This is a genomic window from Pseudomonas sp. McL0111 (genome assembly GCF_052567255.1).
Genome location: NZ_CP199585.1, coordinates 3,697,450 through 3,719,191, shown reverse-complemented (window position 1 = coordinate 3,719,191; position 21,742 = coordinate 3,697,450). Strand labels below are relative to the sequence as shown.

At 57.7% G+C, this 21,742-nt stretch carries 21 protein-coding genes and 2 pseudogenes; 13 read left to right on the top strand and 10 right to left on the bottom strand.

Annotated features, from left to right (window positions below; translation table 11 throughout):
• Nucleotides 1-283 precede the first annotated feature (283 nt).
• A complete protein-coding gene (locus ACTWLJ_RS16980) occupies nucleotides 284-949 on the bottom strand; it encodes a ribonuclease T2 (protein WP_445177667.1) in 666 nt (221 codons plus the stop codon).
• 164 nt (nucleotides 950-1,113) lie between these two features.
• On the opposite strand from ACTWLJ_RS16980, the gene ACTWLJ_RS16975 reads away from it, so the two are divergent.
• Nucleotides 1,114-1,599: a hypothetical protein gene (locus ACTWLJ_RS16975; RefSeq protein WP_401213859.1), complete on the top strand. Its 486-nt coding sequence runs from the start codon at nucleotides 1,114-1,116 to the stop codon at nucleotides 1,597-1,599.
• A 3-nt stretch (nucleotides 1,600-1,602) separates the two neighbouring features.
• Here ACTWLJ_RS16975 and ACTWLJ_RS16970 read toward each other — a convergent pair whose 3' ends face one another.
• Nucleotides 1,603-2,457 (bottom strand): LysR family transcriptional regulator, encoded by an 855-nt coding sequence (locus ACTWLJ_RS16970; protein WP_445177666.1) that lies wholly within the window; start codon nucleotides 2,455-2,457, stop codon nucleotides 1,603-1,605.
• A gap of 102 nt (nucleotides 2,458-2,559) precedes the next feature.
• Here ACTWLJ_RS16970 and ACTWLJ_RS16965 point away from each other — a divergent pair, with 102 nt between their 5' ends.
• From ACTWLJ_RS16965 to ACTWLJ_RS16940, 6 genes are all read left to right on the top strand, one after another.
• Nucleotides 2,560-3,201 carry an FMN-dependent NADH-azoreductase gene (locus tag ACTWLJ_RS16965; protein ID WP_445177665.1) on the top strand — a complete coding sequence of 214 codons (642 nt, stop codon included), beginning with the start codon at nucleotides 2,560-2,562 and terminating at the stop codon, nucleotides 3,199-3,201.
• Nucleotides 3,202-3,291: 90 nt separating this feature from the next.
• Nucleotides 3,292-4,989, top strand: coding sequence for a copper resistance system multicopper oxidase (locus ACTWLJ_RS16960; RefSeq protein WP_445177664.1), 1,698 nt, complete (start codon nucleotides 3,292-3,294; stop codon nucleotides 4,987-4,989).
• A gap of 2 nt (nucleotides 4,990-4,991) precedes the next feature.
• Nucleotides 4,992-5,861 (top strand): copper resistance protein B, encoded by an 870-nt coding sequence (locus tag ACTWLJ_RS16955; RefSeq protein ID WP_445177663.1) that lies wholly within the window; start codon nucleotides 4,992-4,994, stop codon nucleotides 5,859-5,861.
• Nucleotides 5,862-5,893: 32 nt separating this feature from the next.
• Entirely contained in the window at nucleotides 5,894-6,268 is a 375-nt protein-coding gene (gene copC, locus ACTWLJ_RS16950) for a copper homeostasis periplasmic binding protein CopC (RefSeq protein ID WP_445177662.1), read from the top strand.
• A 3-nt stretch (nucleotides 6,269-6,271) separates the two neighbouring features.
• Entirely contained in the window at nucleotides 6,272-7,129 is an 858-nt protein-coding gene (gene copD, locus ACTWLJ_RS16945; RefSeq protein WP_445177661.1) for a copper homeostasis membrane protein CopD, read from the top strand.
• A 59-nt stretch (nucleotides 7,130-7,188) separates the two neighbouring features.
• A complete protein-coding gene (locus tag ACTWLJ_RS16940) occupies nucleotides 7,189-7,974 on the top strand; it encodes a transporter substrate-binding domain-containing protein (RefSeq protein ID WP_445177660.1) in 786 nt (261 codons plus the stop codon).
• A gap of 147 nt (nucleotides 7,975-8,121) precedes the next feature.
• Here ACTWLJ_RS16940 and ACTWLJ_RS16935 read toward each other — a convergent pair whose 3' ends face one another.
• The 3 genes and pseudogenes from ACTWLJ_RS16935 to ACTWLJ_RS16925 form a co-directional block, all read right to left on the bottom strand.
• On the bottom strand, nucleotides 8,122-8,337 hold the full coding sequence (locus tag ACTWLJ_RS16935; protein WP_445177659.1) for a hypothetical protein: 216 nt from the start codon (nucleotides 8,335-8,337) through the stop codon (nucleotides 8,122-8,124).
• Between the two features lie 116 nt (nucleotides 8,338-8,453).
• Complete coding sequence (locus ACTWLJ_RS16930; protein WP_445177658.1) at nucleotides 8,454-9,152, bottom strand: hypothetical protein; 699 nt, start codon at nucleotides 9,150-9,152, stop codon at nucleotides 8,454-8,456.
• 117 nt (nucleotides 9,153-9,269) lie between these two features.
• Nucleotides 9,270-9,380, bottom strand: a pseudogene (locus ACTWLJ_RS16925) (DUF6124 family protein); the annotation flags it as partial.
• Nucleotides 9,381-9,491: 111 nt separating this feature from the next.
• Here ACTWLJ_RS16925 and ACTWLJ_RS16920 point away from each other — a divergent pair.
• A pseudogene (locus ACTWLJ_RS16920) lies at nucleotides 9,492-10,039 on the top strand (AAA family ATPase).
• A 28-nt stretch (nucleotides 10,040-10,067) separates the two neighbouring features.
• Here the strand turns inward: ACTWLJ_RS16920 and ACTWLJ_RS16915 are convergent.
• A complete protein-coding gene (locus tag ACTWLJ_RS16915) occupies nucleotides 10,068-10,310 on the bottom strand; it encodes a hypothetical protein (RefSeq protein ID WP_445177657.1) in 243 nt (80 codons plus the stop codon).
• A gap of 124 nt (nucleotides 10,311-10,434) precedes the next feature.
• Here ACTWLJ_RS16915 and dusA point away from each other — a divergent pair, with 124 nt between their 5' ends.
• Both dusA and ACTWLJ_RS16905 read left to right on the top strand, forming a co-directional pair.
• A complete protein-coding gene (gene dusA / locus ACTWLJ_RS16910) occupies nucleotides 10,435-11,430 on the top strand; it encodes a tRNA dihydrouridine(20/20a) synthase DusA (protein WP_445177656.1) in 996 nt (331 codons plus the stop codon).
• Between the two features lie 75 nt (nucleotides 11,431-11,505).
• Nucleotides 11,506-11,877 carry a DUF2388 domain-containing protein gene (locus ACTWLJ_RS16905; protein WP_445177655.1) on the top strand — a complete coding sequence of 124 codons (372 nt, stop codon included), beginning with the start codon at nucleotides 11,506-11,508 and terminating at the stop codon, nucleotides 11,875-11,877.
• Here the strand turns inward: ACTWLJ_RS16905 and ACTWLJ_RS16900 are convergent, their stop codons facing one another.
• Nucleotides 11,878-12,711, bottom strand: coding sequence for an undecaprenyl-diphosphate phosphatase (locus ACTWLJ_RS16900; protein ID WP_445177654.1), 834 nt, complete (start codon nucleotides 12,709-12,711; stop codon nucleotides 11,878-11,880).
• Nucleotides 12,712-13,281: 570 nt separating this feature from the next.
• Here ACTWLJ_RS16900 and ACTWLJ_RS16895 point away from each other — a divergent pair.
• From ACTWLJ_RS16895 to ACTWLJ_RS16885, 3 genes are all read left to right on the top strand, one after another.
• A complete protein-coding gene (locus tag ACTWLJ_RS16895; RefSeq protein ID WP_445177653.1) occupies nucleotides 13,282-14,022 on the top strand; it encodes a winged helix-turn-helix domain-containing protein in 741 nt (246 codons plus the stop codon).
• A gap of 277 nt (nucleotides 14,023-14,299) precedes the next feature.
• A complete protein-coding gene (locus ACTWLJ_RS16890; protein WP_445177652.1) occupies nucleotides 14,300-14,959 on the top strand; it encodes a winged helix-turn-helix domain-containing protein in 660 nt (219 codons plus the stop codon).
• A gap of 401 nt (nucleotides 14,960-15,360) precedes the next feature.
• Nucleotides 15,361-16,755, top strand: coding sequence for an undecaprenyl-phosphate glucose phosphotransferase (locus ACTWLJ_RS16885; RefSeq protein WP_401216351.1), 1,395 nt, complete (start codon nucleotides 15,361-15,363; stop codon nucleotides 16,753-16,755).
• A 1,485-nt stretch (nucleotides 16,756-18,240) separates the two neighbouring features.
• Here the strand turns inward: ACTWLJ_RS16885 and ACTWLJ_RS16880 are convergent.
• From ACTWLJ_RS16880 to ACTWLJ_RS16870, 3 genes are read right to left on the bottom strand one after another with little or no spacing between them, the layout of a single operon-like run.
• Nucleotides 18,241-20,319, bottom strand: coding sequence for a YjbH domain-containing protein (locus ACTWLJ_RS16880; protein WP_445177651.1), 2,079 nt, complete (start codon nucleotides 20,317-20,319; stop codon nucleotides 18,241-18,243).
• Nucleotides 20,316-21,077 (bottom strand): capsule biosynthesis GfcC family protein, encoded by a 762-nt coding sequence (locus ACTWLJ_RS16875; RefSeq protein ID WP_445177650.1) that lies wholly within the window; start codon nucleotides 21,075-21,077, stop codon nucleotides 20,316-20,318. The genes ACTWLJ_RS16880 and ACTWLJ_RS16875 overlap by 4 nt, the downstream gene beginning before the upstream one ends.
• Entirely contained in the window at nucleotides 21,074-21,739 is a 666-nt protein-coding gene (locus ACTWLJ_RS16870) for a YjbF family lipoprotein (protein ID WP_445177649.1), read from the bottom strand. Before ACTWLJ_RS16870 ends, ACTWLJ_RS16875 begins: the two co-directional genes overlap by 4 nt.
• Nucleotides 21,740-21,742 lie beyond the last annotated feature (3 nt).

The window sequence follows — 21,742 nt, the reverse complement described above, 5'->3', positions numbered from 1 at the left end:
CAGCCCCAAGTCCTTACTTTTCGTGAGCGTAGCCCACCGGGATGTTCACGGCAAACCAGCGCCGATGGCACATCCCAACCCAGTTGATATCGGCGCGCACCGGATTTGGATAACGGTGGCGCAGTGATTTATTTTCACGCGAAGCAACTGTGGCGAGGGAGCTTGCTCCCGCTGGGGCGCGAAGCGGACCTTCTTTTAAAAGAAAGGCCTGCTGCGCAGTCCAGCGGGAGCAAGCTCCCTCGCCACAGGGTCATGCGGAAGGCTTAAGTGACAGGTAACGGCATCAACGTGACGGCGGAACCCGGATATCCCCTGCCCGGCACTGGGTTTTAACGCCCTTGCCGCACGCGCCAAACTGCAAATCCTTGCCCATGCACACGCGCACTTCCGACAATTCGGGGCCGCTGCAGATCACCGCGATGCCGTCTGCCGGAATCCCCGGATTGCTTTTGCGAAACAGGTCGGCGATTTCCTGTGCCTCAAAGTAGTACGAGGTGCTGAACGGTTGCAGTTCCTCAGGGATGTTTACCGCTGCGACAGCTTTGTCGGCGGCGTCCAGATAGCCCATCGCACCGAGGCCGCTGCACGTGCCGTGCTTGGACCATTCGTGATCGAGCAGTTTCCTGGTCGGAAACAGCGTCAGGCCTTTGCTGGTTTCAGCAGCCGACAGCGTGGTCAGTGGTGGGCAGGATTCCGGCCAGCCGCCGTTGGCGTATTGCGGCCACAAGCCGTGCAGCACGAAGCCATAACCCTTGCCGGAGCACTGGGTGTCGTCCTTGTGTGTCAGACAGAAGGTCGGCGACCACGACAGCGTCAGCAGGTAGTAATCAAACACCCCCGGCACGGCATCCGCCTGCACCTTGCTGGCATTCGACTGACGCGCCGAACTCATACCGATGCTGCCGACCGTCAGCGCAATCAGCGCCATAATTGTAAAAAGTTTTTTCATCTTTCCCGCTCCTTGGGACGCCTGCGTCCGTGGTTTTGGTTCCTGACCAGACTTGGCCAGCGCTGATTTGGACACGCTTTTGTTGCAGGCGCATGACGTAAGGCAAAGCGTACCGTGTTGAAAGGTCTACGATTAATAGGCAGACATCAACAAAGGAATCCGAAATGAGTAAAGCAGACGAACTCGCCGCGAAGCTCAAGCAAACCCGGCAAACCCACGCGGACGAAATCACCTGCGCCGAGCTTGAGATCGACTGCTGGCCCGCACAAGTCTACGACCTGTACCACCGCATCGAAGCCTGGCTGCAACCGGTCACCGAAGTCGGACTGAAGATTCGGCGAAATCCTACGCATGTTTGCGAATTCTCCCCAGACGGCGAAAGCCATAACTACGCCATCGATCAACTGGTCATCGAAGCCAATCAGCACAGCCTGACTTTCGATCCCATTGCGCGATTCACCGAAGACGGTGCCGGGCGCGTGCAGATCAACTTGCCGGGCAAGGACACTTCGCTGCTGCGTACGGTCGATGAGCATGGCGAAAGCCATTGGTGGTTACAGTCGATCGAACCCGGCCCCCAACTGGATGCCATTGCGCTGACGGAAAACAATCTGTTGCTGTTGATAGAAGAAGGCCTCGGTCTGCAATAAGGATTACTGCCGTCGCACCGAGCAATAGTCGATGATCACCTGCGACACGGCGGCGATCATCTGCGGGTCGGCATGGGTGGCGGTATACAAACGAAACTGCACATCCGGCAAGGCTGGCAAGCCCTGCTCCGAACCCAGTGCTGCCAGCCCCTGACCGAGCTGACTGGCGGCCATCGGCGCCACGGCAAATCCGGCCAATGCGGCGGCACGCAACCCGGCGGTACTGCTGCAGAGCATGGCCGTGCGCTGGGTAATTCCGGCCTGGGCCAAACGTGTCAATGCCGCCTCGCGATACGGGCAAGGCTCGGGGAACAGCGCCAGCGGTAACGGTGTTGGCAATTGCATCAGCGGTTGCGCCGACCACGCCCAGACTAGCGGTTCCTGCCATAACAACAGCCCCGGCTCGCGGGCCCCGCACATTGAGCCGATCACCAGTTCCAGATCGCCCTGCTTCATCTGGTTCAGCAGTGTCCCGGGGATGTTCACCTGTACATCGAGTTCCATCCCCGGATGCAACGCGGCGCACTCCTGCAAGGCGCGTAGCAGCCGCGCCTCGACAAAATCCTCAGAGACACCAATCCGCACCCGCCCCTGAAACGGCGTCCTCGTCAGTTGCGCCCAGGCATCGCGGTGCAACGCCAGAATCGTCCGCGCATAGGCGATCAGTCGCTCGCCATCCGGCGTGAGCTGCTGCGAACGCGTGGTGCGCTTGAGCAGTGGTTTGCCGATCTGTTCTTCGAGGCGCCGCAGATGGCCACTGACCGCTGATTGCGTCAGGTGTAGTTTTTCGGCGGCACGACTGAAGCCGTCCTCGTCGACCACGGTGACAAAGGTCTTGAGTAGCAGAGCATCAAACATAGTTAGTTACGTGATCAATGGCCGGTTTATTTACGATTTATAGTGAGAAGCGAGCTATGTTGCAATGCCCGGCATTCCCAACCGAACGCCGAGAACTCTGACATGACCACCCTTCTGCACATCGAATGCTCACCGCGCAAACAGCGCTCCGCCTCACTGGAAGTCGCGCGCAGCTTCATCGAGCGCTATCAACAGAACCATCCGCAAACCCAGGTCGAAACGCTGGACCTGTGGAACATGTCGCTCGCCGATCTCGACGAAGAAGCGATGAACGCAAAATACGCCGTCCTCGCCGGCACGCCCCTGACCGCGACGCAACAAACGGCCTGGGATCAACTTAAAGCCCTCGCCGCCCCGCTGTATCGCGCCGATGTGCTGGTGCTGTCGGTGCCGCTGTGGAATTTCAGCATCCCGTACAAACTCAAGCACTTCATCGATCTGGTGTCGCATCAGGACATCCTGTTCAGCTTCGATCCGCAAAGCGGGCTGCAAGGTTTGCTGGTCGGTAAAACAGCCGTGGTCGCCTACGCCCGCGGGCTGGATTATTCCGCGCAGTCGAGCACACCGGCCGAACGCTTCGACTTTCAAAAACCGTTCGTGGAAGCCTGGCTGAACTTCATCGGCGTCCATGATGTGCACGCGCTGTTGGTTGAGAAAACCATTCTGGGCAATGAAGTGGATCGCGATTCCCGGCGCGATGCATCGCTTCAGGCACAGCATCTGGCGGACAGCCTCACGCGCTGAACCTGTCAAAACTGTAATCCGCCCCTCAGCCAACTGAAAGCTGCCACTCATTAGCCTCCCCGTCATGGATCAAACGGGGACTTTCAGCGCATGCACTCCAACACTTCAAGACGCACCTTCGTCAAAGGGCTGGCCGCTGGCGGCTTGCTCGGTGGCCTCGGGCTGTGGCGGGCGCCGGTCTGGGCGCTCGATGCGGCGGGCCAGTTGAATGAACTCAACGGCACACAGTTCGAGTTGTTCATCGGCGAAACCCCGGTCAACTTCACCGGCCAGCCCCGCACCGCGCTGACCATCAACGGCGGCGTCCCCGGCCCTTTGCTGCGCTGGCGCGAAGGCGACACCGTGACGCTGCGGGTGCGCAATCGACTCAAGGACAGCACGTCGATTCACTGGCACGGCATTTTGCTCCCCGCGAACATGGACGGCGTGCCCGGCTTGAGCTTTCACGGCATCGAGCCGGGCGGCGTCTACGTCTATCAATTCAAGGTGCGGCAGAACGGCACCTACTGGTATCACAGCCATTCCGGGTTGCAGGAGCAGGCCGGCGTCTACGGCCCGCTAGTGATTGATGCCAAAGACCCGGAGCCGTTCCACTACGACCGCGACTATGTGGTGATGCTCAGCGACTGGAGCGATGAGGACCCGACCAGTCTGATGAAGACTCTGAAAAAACAGTCGGATTACTACAACTACCACAAGCGCACCGTCGGCGACTTCATCCATGACGTCGGCGAAAAAGGCTGGGGCGCCACCGTCGCCGACCGCACGATGTGGGCCGAAATGAAGATGAACCCCACCGACATCGCCGACGTCAGTGGCGCGACTTACACCTTCCTGATGAACGGCCACGCCCCCGATAGCAACTGGACCGGGCTGTTCCGCCCCGGCGAAAAACTGCGCCTGCGCCTGATCAACGGCTCGGCCATGACCTATTTCGACGTGCGTATTCCGGGTTTGAAAATGACCGTAGTCGCGTCTGACGGCTTGCACGTCAAACCGGTGACCGTTGATGAATTGCGGATTGCCGTGGCCGAAACCTATGACGTGATCGTCGAGCCCGACGCCGAGGCTTACACCCTGCTCGCCCAGGCCATGGATCGCACCGGTTACGCCCGTGGCACCCTCGCCACACGCGCCGGACTGGCAGCGCCGGTGCCGCCACTGGACCCGCGCCCGCTGGTGACCATGGACGACATGGGCATGGGCGGCATGGATCACGGCTCGATGGACATGAGCGCCATGGACCACTCCAGCATGGGCCCGATGCAATCGCATCCCGCCAGCGAAACCGACAACCCGCTGGTGGACATGCAAGCCATGAGCACCGCGCCGAAACTCGACGACCCCGGCCTCGGCCTGCGCAACAACGGCCGCCGCGTGCTGACCTACGCCGACCTGCACAGCACCTTCGAAGACCCGGACGGCCGCGACCCGAGCCGCACCATCGAACTGCACCTGACCGGCCACATGGAGAAATTCGCCTGGTCGTTCAACGGCATCAAATTCTCCGACGCCGAGCCCCTTCGCCTGAAGTACGGCGAGCGTATCCGCTTGGTATTGGTCAACGACACGATGATGACCCACCCCATTCACCTGCACGGCATGTGGAGCGATCTGGAAGATGAAAACGGTGACTTTCAGGTGCGCAAGCACACCATCGACATGCCCCCGGGCACCCGACGCAGTTACCGGGTAACCGCCGACGCGCTCGGGCGCTGGGCCTATCACTGCCATCTCCTCTACCACATGGAAATGGGCATGTTCCGCGAAGTGCGGGTGGAAGAATGATCATGACTCGATTCACAGCGTTTTCCCTGCTGCTGATCGGCAGCTCTGCGTTTGCCGCCAATGACATGCAAGGCATGGATCACAGCCAGATGCCCGGCATGGATCACTCGGCAATGCAAAGCATGGACGACGGCATGATGCAGCCCGCCGCACCGACCGAGAGCCGCACGCCGATCCCGCCGCTGACCGACGCCGACCGCGCAGCCGTGTTCACCAGCCCCGGCGGACATCAGGTGCACGACAGTGCCATCAACACCTACTTTCTCGCTGACAAACTCGAATGGCAGGACGCCGACGATGGCGGCGCTCTGACCTGGGATTTATCCGGCTGGATCGGCGGTGACATCGATCGGCTGTGGCTGCGCTCCGAAGGTGAACGCAGCAACGGCAAGACCGAACACGCAGAAGTTCAGGCGTTGTGGGGCCACGCGATTTCGCCGTGGTGGGATGTGGTCAGCGGCGTACGTCAGGACTTCAAAGAAGGCGCGCCACAAACCTGGGCCGCGTTCGGTTTGCAAGGCATGGCGCTGTACAACTTCGAGGCCGAAGCCACCGCGTTTATCGGTGAAGCCGGCCAGAGCGCCGTGCGGCTGGAGGGCGACTACGACATTCTGCTGACCAATCGGCTGATCCTGCAGCCGACCGCCGAACTCAACGTCTACGGCAAAAACGACCCGCAACGCGGCATCGGTTCGGGGCTCTCGAACACCGAGGCCGGCCTGCGCCTGCGTTATGAAATCCGCCGCGAATTCGCGCCCTACATCGGCGTGACCTGGAATCGCAGCTACGGCAACACCGCCGACTATGCCCGTGAAGAAGGCGAGGATCGCAGTGAAACGCGCCTAGTCCTCGGCGTGCGGTTGTGGTTCTGAATCCCCATCAAAAAACAACACAGAGGTCTTGCATGCGCACGTTGAAAATCACCCTCGTACTCGCCAGCGGATTGCTCCTGAGCACGCTCGCCCAAGCCCATCCAAAGTTGCTCTCGTCGACCCCGGCCGAAGGCGTGGAAGGTGCCGCACCAGAGAAAATCGAGCTGCACTTTTCCGAGAACCTGACGACCCAGTTTTCCGGGGCCAAACTGGTGATGACCGAGATGCCCGGCATGGCCCACTCGCCGATGCCGATGAAAGCCAAAGTCAGCGCCGGCAGCGATCCGAAATCCATGCTCATCACCCCACTCGCGCCACTGCCGGCCGGCACTTACAAAGTCGAATGGCGCGCGGTGTCTGCCGACACTCATCCGATCACCGGCAACGTCACGTTCAAAGTGAAATAAGCGATGGGCGAACTGATCAACATCATCCTGCGTCTGGCGTTGTATGTGGATTTGCTGCTGTTGTTCGGGGTGGCGTTGTTCAGGGTTTACAGCTTTGAACGAGGTCGGTTCAAGCCGATGTTGCGCGGGATGGCGTTAATTGGTGCGCTGCTGTCGGTGGCTGGATTGCTGTTGATGACCAGCGCCATGAGCGGAGAAACCGAGTTCACCGATCTGTGGCCGCATCTGCAAATGATGCTGTTTGAGACGGATGTCGGCCTGGCGTGGGCAGTGCGGATTTTGGTGTTGATCGTTGTGATGATCCGGCCGGGATTGTGGATCGCGTCAACTGCCAGCGCAGTCGCCCTCGCCTCGCTGGCCTGGAACGGTCACGGCGCAATGGACGAAGGTGTCTTGCACTTTCTCAGCGACATTTTGCACCTGCTCGCGGCGGGGGCGTGGCTGGGCGCCATGCTCGCACTGGTGTTGATGGCGCGAGGGCTGGTTGATGAAACGCGTATTCGTCTGCTTGCTGATGCGGTCAAACGCTTCGAATGGGTGGGTGCTTTTGTCGTAGTAACCCTGACGTTAAGCGGCGTGGTGAATTACCTGTTTATCGTCGGCCCAAGGCTGGATGACGTGTTGCTTGGTACCTATGGAATGCTGCTCGCGATCAAGGTTTTGCTGTTTGCCGGGATGCTGGTGTTGGCCGCGTTGAATCGCTTTCATCTTGGGCCGTCGTTGCAGCAATCGTTGCGCGATGGACAGCATGCCATCGCGGCGAACGCTCTACGCCGCAGCGTTCTGGTGGAGCTGGCGATTGCACTGGTGATCATCGCTTTGGTGGCGTGGCTGGGCACGTTGAGCCCGGACGCGGGATGACAGCCGGGAAAAGCTTTCACTACACTGGGCCACCTTCCCCTTCGATAAGCCCGATCTCAATGACAATTCAAAAAAGCACATTGATCTTCTGCGGCCTGCTGACATTGGCCGGCGCTGCACAGGCGCAGGAAACCCCATCTCATCTCGACAGCATCCAGCAAAAAGGCCAGCTCCGCGTCTGCACCACTGGCGACTACAAGCCCTACACCTTCAAACGCACCGACGGCGACTTCGAAGGCATCGACATCGAAATGGCGCGCTCGCTGGCCGACAGCCTCGGGGTCAAAGTCGAATGGGTGCAGACCACCTGGAAAACCCTGATGCCGGACATGCAGGCCGGCAAATGTGACATCGGCATGGGTGGGATTTCGGTGACACTGGAGCGGCAGAAAAAGGCCTACTTCAGCAACACCCTCGACGTCGACGGCAAGATCCCGCTGGTGCGCTGCGCCGATCAGAGCAAGTACCAGACTGTCGAGCAGATCAACCAGCCGAATGTGCGACTGGTCGAACCGGCGGGCGGCACCAACGAAGCCTTCGTCCACGCCTACCTGCCCAAGGCGCAACTGGCACTGCACGACAACGTAACGATCTTTCAGGAACTGCTCGACGGCAAGGCCGACGTGATGATCACCGACGCCTCGGAAGCGCGCTATCAACAGAAACTCAAACCCGGTTTGTGCGCGGTCAATCCAGAGCAGTTCATGCAATACGGCGAGAAAGCTTATCTACTGCCGCGTGATGACATCAGTTGGAAACTGTATGTCGATCAGTGGCTGCATTTGAGCAAGGTGACGGGAAAATATCAGAAAGTGCTTGGCGAATGGCTGGCAGTGCCCCAATAACCATTATTAACCCTGTGGCGAGGGAGCTTGCTCCCGCTGGACTGCGCAGCAGGCCCCAGCTGTTGAAGTTAAAAGCAGGGGCTGCCTCGCGACCCAGCGGGAGCAAGCTCCCTCGCCACAGGTTATTTGTCCTTCAGCCATGCAATATCAGTCGTCATGCAACATCCCGGAACTGTACTGATTAAGGCTGCTACCAATACTGTTACCACCGAATTTCAGCGTATTGGCATTGCTACGCCCATCCGGCGACTGGCAATCCGAGGAAAAACAACTGGTGGTGGTCAAACCACCGGAGCCCGAACAGGCGCTCAATACCGATACAGCTGCAGCAATCAACAGCACTTTTACGACATTGGCGCTCATGGCACGGCTCCCCTTGGATGAAACACGACGATCTTGTGTCAACATCCTAGGCCTGCGCCGCACACCGCAACATGAAACTTTCGCGCTCGACAGCGCGGGTTCAGGTCGGCCAGTCGTTACTCATTCATATCCTTGATCAGATAGCTACCGGCAATCTGCGAAACACCAGTCAACGCAGTACGCAGCAACTCCGGCTCGGTGCGATAACGCAACGGCTCGTAACCATAGGTGTTAGCACCATTGAACGGGGTGATTGGCTCATTACGCTGCCAGATCAACTCGTCGCCGCGCGTCATGGCAGCGTTTACCGCAATCGTCGGATACACCACGCTGCTGAAACCTTGTGTCAGAGAAAAACCCCAACTGATGACGGTCAACTTGATCTCGGCATCGGCCGGCTCGTTTTCAGCAACGATCTTGAAACGACCGCTGGCAGCCAGTTGATCCTCGAAACTCTTTTTGACCAACTTGCCCAAGTCGATATCAGCGCTTTCCATGTTGTACAGAATCGCCTCAACCGTAGACATCGACGCCAGATCCCCGGCCTTCAAACCGGCCGCAAACCCGGCGCCACCCAGCGCTGCTGTGCCCACCTTCCCCGCACCAGCCGCCAGCCCGACGCCAGTACCAAGACCCGCGCCCACCGCCGCGCCCCATGCTTGTTCACGCCCCATGTAAGTCATTTCCTTGGTGCTCCACGTTACCGGGAGGACCTTCACCGTATGGATTTGCGTACGGTATTCGGGTTTGAACTTCTGGTTGGCGCAGCCTGCAAGGAACAGAACAGCGAACATAACGACGACTAGTTTTTTCATGAGTAACTCAAGATACAAAAAAGGTATGCGTAAGTTGTCGTCACTGTGAGGAAATTCTGAAGAAAAACTCCCCTTGCATGGCAGCGGCCGGAGCATCTGCCAAGCAAGGGTTTGCGCTTAAGTTTTAAGTTCGACGTTATCCAGTGCCTGATTCACGGCCAACTCTCCCAACATCACGACTTGCGCGATGCCCTGCAGCGTCTTGCGGTGCGAGACGTCCAGCAATGCCCGGTTTCATTTAAACGACAGCAAGTTTCACCGTTTAAAACTCACAATCCGCCTTTATCCGAACCTGCAAAACCTGCACAATCGCCGACTTTTTTGCGACAGGACGTCTTCATGCAACGGATTGTAATTCTGGGCAACGCCGGCAGCGGCAAATCCACCCTCGCCCGCCAACTCGGCCAACGCCTGAACCTGCGCGTCGTGCACCTCGACACGCTGTTCTGGGAACCCGGCTGGATCGAACCCGACGCCGAACAATTCCGCGCCCGAGTTCGCGAAGCCGTCAGCCCGGACACCTGGATCTGCGAAGGCAACTACGCCCGACGCACCTTCGACCTGCGCCTCCCCCGCGCCGACCTCATCATCTGGCTCGACACCCCTCGCCTCACCTGCCTTACCCGCGTGATCAAACGCAGCGTAATGAACCGCCCTCGGCCTGATCTTGCCGCTGGGTGCTCAGAGAAGCTGGATCGGGAGTTTTTGACGTTTTTGAAGTTTGTCTGGACGTTTGATCGGGATTATCGGCCGGGGATTGAGGCGGTGCGGTTGGCTGTGGGGCACAGGTTCCGGTGGTGCGGTTGCGAGGGAGTGAGCAGATTGGTGCGTTTCTCGATGGTTTATCCGTAGCGATGCAGACCTGCGTTGAAGAAGCCCCGCAATAACGGGGCTCCATACACACAAAGTCGAATTCTAAAACGATTCGACTGGCTTCTTGGCTTGTTCAATCAGCTTGTTTTCATCAAGTTTCGGAAACGAGAACTTGATCATGATGGTTGAATCTTCACCTTCGCCACTGACAATCAAATCTGCACCCCGGACGTTTGCCGGCGCGGCCTTCATCAAAGCAGGAACACTGGATGCGCCCTTTATCGATGCAGCGCCTTCAACAGGAGTTGTCTTCCTCCAATCCCACAGGGTGACTTGCTCCAGCACGGTGCCGCAAATTCAGATCGGAAAAGACTTAACGTCGGCCCAGCATCAAGACTGAAGCAGCCCTCCTTTGGCCAATCCTGATAAACTGCCCGCCTCTCCGGCCTCACCCAACTCAGAACCGCCAATGTCCCCTATCACCGCCACACCAGCCCCCCCCTCCCGCCGCTTCTCCGTCGCCCCGATGATGGATTGGACTGATAGGCATTGCAGATACTTCCTGCGCCTCCTGTCGAAGAACGCCCTGCTCTACACCGAAATGGTCACCACCGGCGCGCTGCTCAACGGCGATCACGAACGCTTCCTCCGCCACAACGAAGCCGAGCACCCGCTGGCGTTGCAGCTCGGCGGTAGCGTCCCGCTGGATCTGGCCGCCTGCGCGCGCATGGCTCAGGAGCACGGTTACGACGAGGTGAACCTCAACGTCGGCTGCCCGAGTGATCGGGTGCAGAACAATATGATCGGTGCGTGCCTGATGGGGCATCCGCAGTTGGTGGCGGATTGTGTGAAGGCGATGCGCGATGCGGTGTCGATTCCGGTGACGGTGAAGCATCGGATCGGGATTAACGGGCGGGACAGTTACGAGCAGTTGTGTGATTTTGTCGGTACGGTGCGTGATGCCGGGTGCACGAGTTTTACCGTGCATGCGCGGATTGCGATTCTGGAGGGCTTGTCGCCGAAGGAGAACCGGGACATTCCGCCACTGCGTTATGACGTGGCGGCGCGGTTGAAGGTGGATTTTCCGGAGTTGGAGTTCGTGCTTAACGGCGGGATCAAGACGATGGAAGCCTGCCATGAACATTTGCAGACGTTCGACGGTGTGATGCTGGGTCGTGAGGCGTATCACAATCCGTATTTGCTGGCGGAAGTGGATCAGCAGTTGTTCGGCAGTTCGGCGCCGGTGATCAGCCGTGCCGAGGCGCTGGCGCAATTGCGTCCTTATATCGCTGAACATTTGCTGGCCGGTGGCTCGATGCACCACATCACGCGCCATGTGCTGGGCCTGGGCACCGGGTTCCCGGGGGCGCGTAAATTCCGCCAGTTGTTATCGGTGGATATTCACAAGGCCAAAGATCCGCTGGCGTTGCTGGATCAGGCAGCGGAGTTGCTTGAAGGTCGTTGATTGAAGGTTTGAATGTGCGGGCAACGAATGAGCGTTGCCCGGAGTTTTGTTGTACTGACAGGATGTCTTTTGTTTATGCCCGCGTTTAATTTCACTGGTTTCAAACGCTACACCTTGCTTTCCTTGTTTTGCGTCACTGCCAATGCTTACGCGCACTGCGACGGCCTCTGCATCGGGCGTACCGATACGCCGTGGGAGGCCACTCAGTTGTCTGGCTTTACCTTGGCCTCTTTATTGCTCGCGCCATTTTCTGCCAGCCAGGAAACCACCGATAGCCACAAGCGCGTTTATTCCGCCGCGGAGCTGGAGGATGCGCGTCTCTACCTCGCCAGCAACGGCATGCTGCAAGCTGCGTATTTCACCTCAGCCTTGCAGCGCTACCGTCAGGACTCGCCGGACGCAGAACTCAGCGACCTCGCCGTCGCCGCGTTGATCAGCAGTCAGTAATCAGCTCGCCGCCGCAGCCGTCCAGTTCACCCAACCAAACATCCACGTAGCCAGGATCAGCAAGCCGAACGCGATCCGATACCAGGCGAACGCGGCGTAGCTATGGTTGGCAATGAACTTCAACAGACCGCGCACGGCGATCATCGCGAAAATGAACGCGATCACGAAACCCAGTGCAAAGACCGGCAGGTCGCTGCTCTGGAACAGGTCGCGGTATTTGTAGCCGGAATACACGGCGGCGCCGACCATGGTCGGCATCGCCAAGAAGAACGAGAACTCGGTGGCTGCCTTTCGCGACAAACCGAACAGCAAGCCGCCAATGATGGTCGATCCGGAGCGGGATGTACCGGGAATCATCGCCAGGCACTGTACGAAACCAATCTTCAGCGCGTCGGACCAGCGCATGTCGTCAACATGGTCGACGCTGACCACATGGCTGCGTTGTTCGGCCCACAACATGACAATACCGCCGACAACCAAAGCAACGGCTACGGTGATCGGGTTAAACAGGTATTGATGGATTTTGTCAGCGAACAACACACCGAGAACCACAGCCGGAAGAAATGCGATCAACAGGTTGAGTGTGAAACGTTGAGCATTGCGCTCGGTCGGCAGGCCTTTGACGATCTCGAATATCTTCGGTCGAAACTCCCAGACGACGGCAAGAATGGCACCCAGTTGAATAATGATGTTGAACGCCATAGCGCGTTCACCGTCGAAGTCCAACAAATCAGCAACGATAATCTGGTGGCCCGTACTGGAAATGGGCAAGAACTCGGTCAGACCTTCTACCGCACCTAAAATCAACACCTGGCAAAACGTCCAGAAATCCATTAATCCTCCGTCAGAGCGCTCTTGCGAGCGACCGGTTGATAACACTCAGGGGTTGAGTATCAGAAATAAAACAATTGGCGTGCATGAAGATCAAAAGATCGCAGCCTTCGGCAGCTCCTACAGTGTTTACACATTTAAAATGTAGGGGCTACCGAAGGCTGCGATCATTTGTTGTTTAAGAATATGACTTATCAAAAGACACACTCAAGGCATGTTAATAAACGTCCGTTTACGTATGACTCGATAAATATTTAGCGATTTGGTAGTAAAAAGTTAACCAACCCAATAAAGTGTGACAACCATCACACAATCATCGATGGCTAAACAGTGGCAATAGGACATGAACAAAGCAATGGCCATCGTTTCAAAATGATGGCACAATTTCACATTGCCACCATCTAACGACTAGTTCACAGCTCCGAGAAAATCAACTAAAAGCTTGAAAAGCTTAATTATTGTTAGAAAACTCGCGGGGCACGTCTAAAAATCGCGTAAATGTTACCAATTGTCAGTCACAGATGAGAACCGGTGCTTTAACATCCCGATGTCAGCACCTATTTGAGTCAATGCATGATGCTTACAGCGAACTTAGCGACTAGAAGCCCGCGCCCGACAAATGACGAACCCGGCGTTCTCACTCTGGGCCGTACCCGTGGCGTGGCTGAACATTTTAGAGCGCTACTCGCCAGGCACGTTCGGACCGATATCGCGCTTGAAGTCAATTCGTACACTAGTTCATATAACAGCAATGAACAAACCGGTACGTATCGCGCCATCTTCATCGTTATCGACAGCCCTCAGGCCCTCGAAGACAGTCTCGCGCTGGTTGAAAGCCTGCGCACCGAAAACTTGAAACCCATTATCTGCGCGGTGATCACTGGCCGTGGCACCTACAACAAGATCAAATACTATCTTGCCGGTGCCGACTTTTGTATCAAGCTCAATACGCTCACCGACGAAGGCTCCGAGTTGCTGGCAGAGTTCTTCAACAGTGAAGAATGGCAGCGCGATATCAACCTGGTGCTCGACCCCACCCGTATCAGCCTGCTGGGCAACAGCAAGAAACTCGATATCTCATTTGCCGAAATGAAGATCCTCGAAGCGTTTGCGCAAACCAGCAATCACATTCTGAGCCATGATGAAATCGCCAATATCATGGGGCTCAACACCAATTTCTACGACCCTCGAGCGCTGGAAAAATCGATCAGCCGCTTGCGTGGAAAAATCAAGGACATGTATGGTACCAACGCGATTCAGAGCATCCGCGGCTATGGCTATCGCCTGATGCGGGGTCTGATATCGACTGCCTGACTCCGGGCAGCCCATCATTTTTGCACATACGAAGGAACGTCTGATGCAACTATCAAGCACTATCTGCACTGCAAGTACATTTATAACTAGAAATGCGAATGAGCACGGCAACACCGAACCATAATAATAAACTTAATAACATAGCAGCAGATTGAGTGGAACCTATCGAGGACCAACTTTGGGCCCAGACCCTGCTTTTCGATTACTTCCAAGGAAGTCATTACTCGACTGCCGATTATCTTTTAGCCAAATTTGGTGTGTACTTCAGGAGAGATACATGGAAACTAGTACAACCCTCCCAAAAAAATATTTTGTTGTCGTGACGAACAGCACAACGGCGCAACGTGAACTTGAAAGAATCTTGTCCAGTGAGCGTTTCAATTCGTTTGGCACGTCTCAGGCACAAATGTTTATTGAAGGTTCTGCTTCGCCCTCTTCCGCCCCCGTACTGATGGAGTTCACTTACCCACGCGGTACCCGAAAACACGTCGCGCACAGCATCGAACATGATACGCAGCGAATATTGGCCACCCTCGAATCCGAATGGCTGGCTGCTCAATCGGCAAAGCAGTTCAACAGTGTTCCGACACTGGCAGAGCAAGCCAGCGATATGTTCCGTGCCGGTGAGGGCGACGCTCCTTGTACTGCAACCTGGCATCTCGACGATGACCATAACGCCTTGATCAAAGAAGGCATCGAGATCAGTCTGACCGGGCTGGAAACTGCACTGGTCAAGAAGATGCTGCACCATGAAGAGCGCGTTGTCAGTCGAGAAGAGTTGATCCTCAGCATCGGCAGAGAGCCAGAGCAATATCGCGGACTGGAAATGTGCCTGAGTCGCCTGCAGGACAAATTCAAAAGCGCCAGTCACGGTGAACGATTGTTCCGTGCCGTCAGAAATCGCGGTTATTGCCTGATCCAGGAAGTCGTCGCGTAAACACCTGCTTTGCGCGGCTGAAATAGCGCGTACAAAACAAACAGAAACAGTGCGATAACAAAAACAACAAGAGCACTCTGTTTGGCTTTATCCCTCCCTGGTTAAATTTCGCTTCCCCCCGCTACCTCCTACAATAGCAAAATCAATATTGATTATTCACCCTTCCCTGCTCGACCATTTCTAACGTCCTTATATTTAATTATTAAAAAGTTGGCACATGGCCATCTTGTTAGAACTCGTCAGACAGCATCCCCGACAATAACTTAGTCTATTGATTGACGACAGTTCGGCACATCAGCGCTGTTACCTCAGAACATTCGCTATAACAAAAACAATAAGTCTACTTAACAGCTCGGACTTCAACTGTCGAAATCTGAATGGACGTCTTTTGGGGATATCGTATGGAACTTACTCTTAGTATCGATCGAAACACCGGCCTCAAGGGACTTACCTTTTGGGGCCAATGGGCACTGGCGCAAGCCTTTGTCGTTGCACTGCTGTTCATCCTTGCCGAGCGGCACACGGGAACGGTCGAGTTCTATTACCGCATGTGCGCGACACTGGCGGTTCTGGCCTCGGTTCCGGCTTATACCTTCAGCGGCGTTTATCGCAAGCGAGACAACTATCTGGCGGGTCTCGGACGGCTGTTCATGGGCTGGTCGATGACCATGGTTGCGCTGGCGTGCATCGCGTTTGTCTGCAAGGCCGATGAGGTGTTTTCGCGGGAGGTGACGCTGAGCTGGGCGGTCTACGGCTTCCTCGGTCAGGCATTGCTGTATGCGCCGCTGCATGCGTTCTCGAAGTTCTATCAGCGGTCGCGTGAACGCGAGCATAAAACCCTGATCGTCGGCACTGGTGAGCTGGCGTTGGGTTTGGCGAACAAGCTCAATCAAATGGAAAACCTGCCGCTGGTGGGCCTGGTCAGCAACGGCACCCTGCCCTCTCTGGATTCGAATGCTCCACGCATTGTCGGCGCCCAGGAAGACTTGCTGGAGCTGATCAAGGCGCATGACATTCGTCGCTTGTACATCACGCTGCCGTTGTCTGAAGCGGCGCAGATCGAAGCGATGTACGTCGATTTACTGGGTGCCAACGTTGATGTGGTCTGGGTGCCGGACTTGAACAGTCTGACGCTGCTCAATCACTCGGTGAAGGTCGTGGACGGTATGCCGGCGATCTATCTGAACGAGAGCCCGCTGACCAGCCGCCCTACCGCTGCCCTGAGCAAAAGCCTGTTCGAGAAAGGCGTGGCGTTGCTGGCGGTGATTCTGCTGAGCCCGGTGTTGCTGGGCATTGCCCTGGCGGTGAAACTGACCTCGCAGGGCCCGGTGTTGTTCAAGCAGGACCGCCATGGCTGGAATGGCAAGGTGATTCAGGTCTGGAAATTCCGCTCGATGCGCGTACACGATGACCATGAGGTTAAACAGGCCAGCCGTAACGACTCGCGTATCACCGCAGTCGGTCGCTTCATCCGTCGCACTTCGCTGGACGAACTGCCGCAATTGTTCAACGTGCTGCAAGGGCATATGGCACTGGTCGGCCCGCGTCCGCATGCTGTCGCACACAACAATTTCTACTCGGGCAAAATCCTCGCTTACATGGCTCGCCACCGGATTAAACCGGGGATCACCGGGCTGGCGCAAATCAGCGGCTGCCGGGGTGAGACAGACACCATCGACAAGATGCAGAAGCGTGTCGAGATCGACCTTCAGTACATCAACAACTGGTCGTTGTGGCTGGATTTGAAGATCCTGGTGAAGACGCCGTTTACGTTGCTGTCGAAGGATATTTATTGATGGGCTGGTGATCACAGCGCAGCACCGCAAGGGGACGAAAGTCCCCTTTTTTGTGGCTGGGATTTGGTGGTGGGGTGTCAGGCTGAGGCGATGTTGGCTGGGTTGACGCCTTCGCTGGCAAGCCAGCTCCCACAGGGATTTGAGGTGTGTGCAAGATTTCGGCACAGCCACAAAACCTGTGGGAGCGTGGCTTGCCCGCGATGGCGGTGGGTCAGCCACCAGGGATGCTGGATGTGCCGACGCCTTCGCTGGCAAGCCAGCTCCCACAGGGATTTGAGGTGTGTGCAAGATTTCGGCGCAGCCACAAAACCTGTGGGAGCGTGGCTTGCCCGCGATGGCGGTGGGTCAGCCACCAGGGATGCTGGATGTGCCGACGCCTTCGCTGGCAAGCCAGCTCCCACAGGGATTTGAGGAGTGTGCAAGATTTCGGCGCAGCCACAAAACCTGTGGGAGCGTGGCTTGCCCGCGATGGCGGTGGGTCAGCCACCAGGGATGCTGGATGTGCCGACGCCTTCGCTGGCAAGCCAGCTCCCACAGGGATTTGAGGTGTGTGCAAGATTTCGGCGCAGCCACAAAACCTGTGGGAGCGTGGCTTGCCCGCGATGGCGGTGGGTCAGTCACCAAGGATGTTGGCTGGGCTTACGCCTTCGCTGGCAAGCCAGCTCCCACAGGGATTTGAGGTGTGCGCAGGATTTCGGCGCAGCCACAAAACCTGTGGGAGCGTGGCTTGCCCGCGATGGCGGTGGGTCAGCCACCAGGGATGCTGGATGTGCCGACGCCTTCGCTGGCAAGCCAGCTCCCACAGGGATTTGAGGTGTGTGCAGGATTTCGGCACAGCCACAAAACCTGTGGGAGCGTGGCTTGCCCGCGATGGCGGTGGGTCAGTCACCAAGGATGTTGGCTGGGCTGACGCCTTCGCTGGCAAGCCAGCTCCCACAGGGATTTGAGGTGTGTGCAAGATTTCGGCACAGCCACAAAACCTGTGGGAGCGTGGCTTGCCCGCGATGGCGGTGGGTCAGCCACCAGGGATGCTGGATGTGCCGACGCCTTCGCTGGCAAGCCAGCTCCCACAGGGATTTGAGGTGTGTGCAAGATTTCGGCGCAGCCACAAAACCTGTGGGAGCGTGGCTTGCCCGCGATGGCGGTGGGTCAGCCACCAGGGATGTTGGCTGGGCTGACGTCTTCGCTGGCAAGCCAGCTCCCACAGGGATTTGAGGTGTACACAGGCTTTCGGCACAGCCACAAAACCTGTGGGAGCGTGGCTTGCCCGCGATGGCGGTGGGTCAGCCACCAGGGATGTTGGCTGGGCTGACGTCTTCGCTGGCAAGCCAGCTCCCACAGGGATTTGAGGTGTACACAGGCTTTCGGCACAGCCACAAAACCTGTGGGAGCGTGGCTTGCCCGCGAAAGCGGTGTGTCAGTCACCAGAGATGTTGACTGGGCTGACGCCTTCGCGAGCAGGCTCGCTCCCACAGGTTGCGACCGTTACTCGGTGATCTTCCCGAAGTTGCGGTAGAACATGTCGCTGTCACGGCTATCCGTCATCGAATGCAGTTGATACCCACGATTGAGCCTCGCACCACCATCACGCGTCAGCGGTGCCCACACCAGGTTGGCGCGGCGCATGGTCGACATGCTCATCAGTTCGTCGAACGGAATCGACAAGTAGATGCCTTTGTCGAAACTACCCTCACCATACTCGGCACTGCCCGCCGTGGTGATCGTTGCCCAGGCACCAAAGCGCACACCGTTGGAAAACTCTCGCGAGATATCCAGCGTGCCACCCCAATCCCCGGCCAGATAGCGCCCGACACTGACCGCGGCCAGCGTGTCGTATGGCAAATCCGTGTACCCGGTGATATGCCCGGTCACCACCGAATAATCCCGCAGCCCGAAGCCCTGATCGAACTCACGCTGCCGCACATAGTTGAGATCCGCGCCCACCGACCAACGCTCGCCGGTCGGACGGAACAGCACCTCCCCCCCAACCCCGGCGAACATCGATTCCAGATAACCGCCGTAGACCATCCCGAACAGATCCTTGTCCAACTGCTCGGTGTGGCTGAGCTGGAACAACGGCATGGTGACTTCGGACGTCGTCAGATACTGACGCAAATCCGTGCGCACACGCGGCAAACCGCTGGGTGCGTCGTAGGTGAATTTGTCGAAGTTGTTCGCCAGGTTGGTGCTGAGCAAACCGCTCCACCAGGTGCTGCGGTTGAAGCGGTACTCGGCATCCACATCAGCGCTGAACTGATAGAGCAAACCATCAGGGCCGCCAACGTTCTGCTTGAAGCCCAAGCCCACGCCATAACTGAAATGCTGTGGCGCTTCGGTATAGAGGACTTTTTCGTTGTGCGGCATCGCCGGATTGACTTCGGTGGTGCGGTGCAGCAACTCCAGCGGCTCCTCGTTATTGATCACTTCGCGGAAGGTCTGGCGCGGCACGCTGGTCTCTTCGAGGGGCAGGTCGTAACGCTTGTTGACCACGGTGAACCAGTCGATATCGTCATTGACGCTGTTGTCGAGAATCCGGCTCGCACGACCTACGGCTTTCGCCGAATGGAAGTAACGCCCCTGCTCGCCATACACGATCAACTCGGAGTCCCGCTGGCTGATGCGCTCGACCTTGTAGCCGGCGTTCTGCTGCAAGCGTTGCGACACCTCGGCCCAGTTGACCTGATCCGGCGCGGTGCTCGGCGCCTTTGCTGGCAACGGTTCGGCCGGTGGATCGAAAGTCTTGGCCGGAGCCTTGCGACTGGCGAAATTGGTGTGGAATGTCAGGCCGAACATCGCCGTGTTGCCCCGCTCCCAGGCCGCGCTGACGTCGAGCGAATCAGTCACTTTGAACATCGCGCCAAAGTTGATCGGCGAGTCCTGCTTGATCACGTTGTCCTTGGGCTCGTGCTTGTAATCGTTGCCTTCGTATTCGAGTTTCAGGCTGAGCCGATCCCATGGCGTCTGATAGCTCACACCACCGAAAAACGAAGGCTTGCCGCGAAAGTACGAGCCGGCATTGACGTCACCGGTGCCCTTCACTGCTGGGCGGGTCTTGAAGCGATCATCGAGATAGCCCAGCGGATTGTCGATGTCACCGCGATTGCCGATGTAACCCCAGGCAAGGCCGGCGCTGAAATCGAAGTTGTCATAACGCTTGTTGGCGACGAAGAATTCGCTGGAGAACAGACCCGTACCACCAATGTCTCGAAAGCCCAAGGCCACGTCGGGCGCCCAATGGGTTTCCTCCCACAGGCGGACTTTGGCGTCGACCGCCTTATCCTTATAGCTTTGTGAGCCGCTCATCGACTCCGGGCCATAGGGCCGGTTAGTGATGGCGGTGTAGCGAAACGAACCTTCGAGCCAGTCCAGCGGCTGCAGCGATACGCTGTAGCGGCTGTAAGGCTCGGTGCGGTTGGCGTTGATGCTCAACTCGCCGGCCGGCGCCATGCGCGCCGTCGGCGTCTGCAACAAACCGGTACCGCCGAAATCACCTTGAGTAATGCGCGGCTCCGCATGAGCCAGACCACAGGGCAATAACAACACAGCTGCAAAACGTAAATTCAACGAACCACCTCGGCCAGCTGCGTGGCAATAAATTCGGCCAACTGCTGATTCAGTTCAGGGAGAGGCGGATCTAGATCATCATTTTTTACCGGGACCAGAATCTTGCTGCCGGCGACGGGAATGTGCCCGCTCTCGCGATTCCAGTGCGCGATGCCGACTCGTCGCGAGACACCGTTGGGCTGGATCAGCCACAGATAATCGGCCTCGGCATCTACCAGCAGCGAGCAGCCTTGCAGGTATTCGCGAGCTTCCTGCAACGGCTGATACGGCAAGTGACACGGCTCTGCGACCGCGCCTAGCACTTCAACTTCATCGACCCGCGTCGGGTAGATCAGGCGGTCGCCATCGTCCAGCCGAATATTGCGGGCGAAGCCGACTTCCAGCGCCACCGGGTCCAGATCCGCGACCTGACGTCCGGTGACCGGCATCTGTTGGACTTGCTCGGCCAGCCGCAGCGCCAGCGCGGCGCGACTCGGTCGATCAAAGAGCAACGCCATGCGCCGCAACACGTCCAGATCAAACAACACGCCGGCCTTGAGCCGCGCCTGTTGTTCAAGCAAGGACTGACGCAGCAACACACCCGCCAGCCAATAACCTTCGGCATTCGGTTGCGCCACGCTGATGACATCCAGCAAACGCCCGCCCTTCGGCAGCTCCACCGGGCCCGGGTTGGCCACGTCGCCGCTGACGGTGACCGCTGCCTGACTGACGCCGCCGATCAACAGCAGGCACGCCGATAAAACCCTGAGCCGCTTCAAGGGACATGCCTGCGATCAGGGGTCAGTTGCACGATCCTGATGCGCAATTGCGCGGTCAGTTGCTGCTCGCTTTGCAAAATGAAACCGTCAACCGGATCGACCCAATAACGATTGGTCGCACTCAGGCCGATGGCCGGTGCGTCAATCTGCTCATCGACACGTAGCACGCTGTATTCCTTGTTGAGGATTTCCACGGTGGTCATGGATTTGCGCAAGAAACGACTGCTGACCATCACCCCGACTTCCTGACCTTTGTAGAGATCGATCCAGCGCTGGCTGGTGTAGCCATCGGCGACCTGATGCAGGCCTTTTTTGAAGGGCGCGGCGTCGGACAAACGCGTGCCGTCGAGATCGCCTTCCAGACCCAGGCCAATGCTGCGCACCGCCAGACCATCGCGCAGCAGCAAAACCTGCTTGCCGGAAGCGACCCAGAACTGCAAATCATCGCGCTCACGCACCAGCGCCAGCACTCCGGAGCCGGAGGGCGTGGTCAGTTTGAGTTGCGGATAATTGACCTCGGCCACCTGCTCTGCCGATACGTCCAGGTCATCCGGGCCGACCATCGCCGACTTGAGGTTGCGCAAGGACGCGTTCATCAGCGGGTTGCAGCCACACAACATCAGGGCCGCCATCAGGCAGATGCCAACTTTCAACGTTTTCACAGT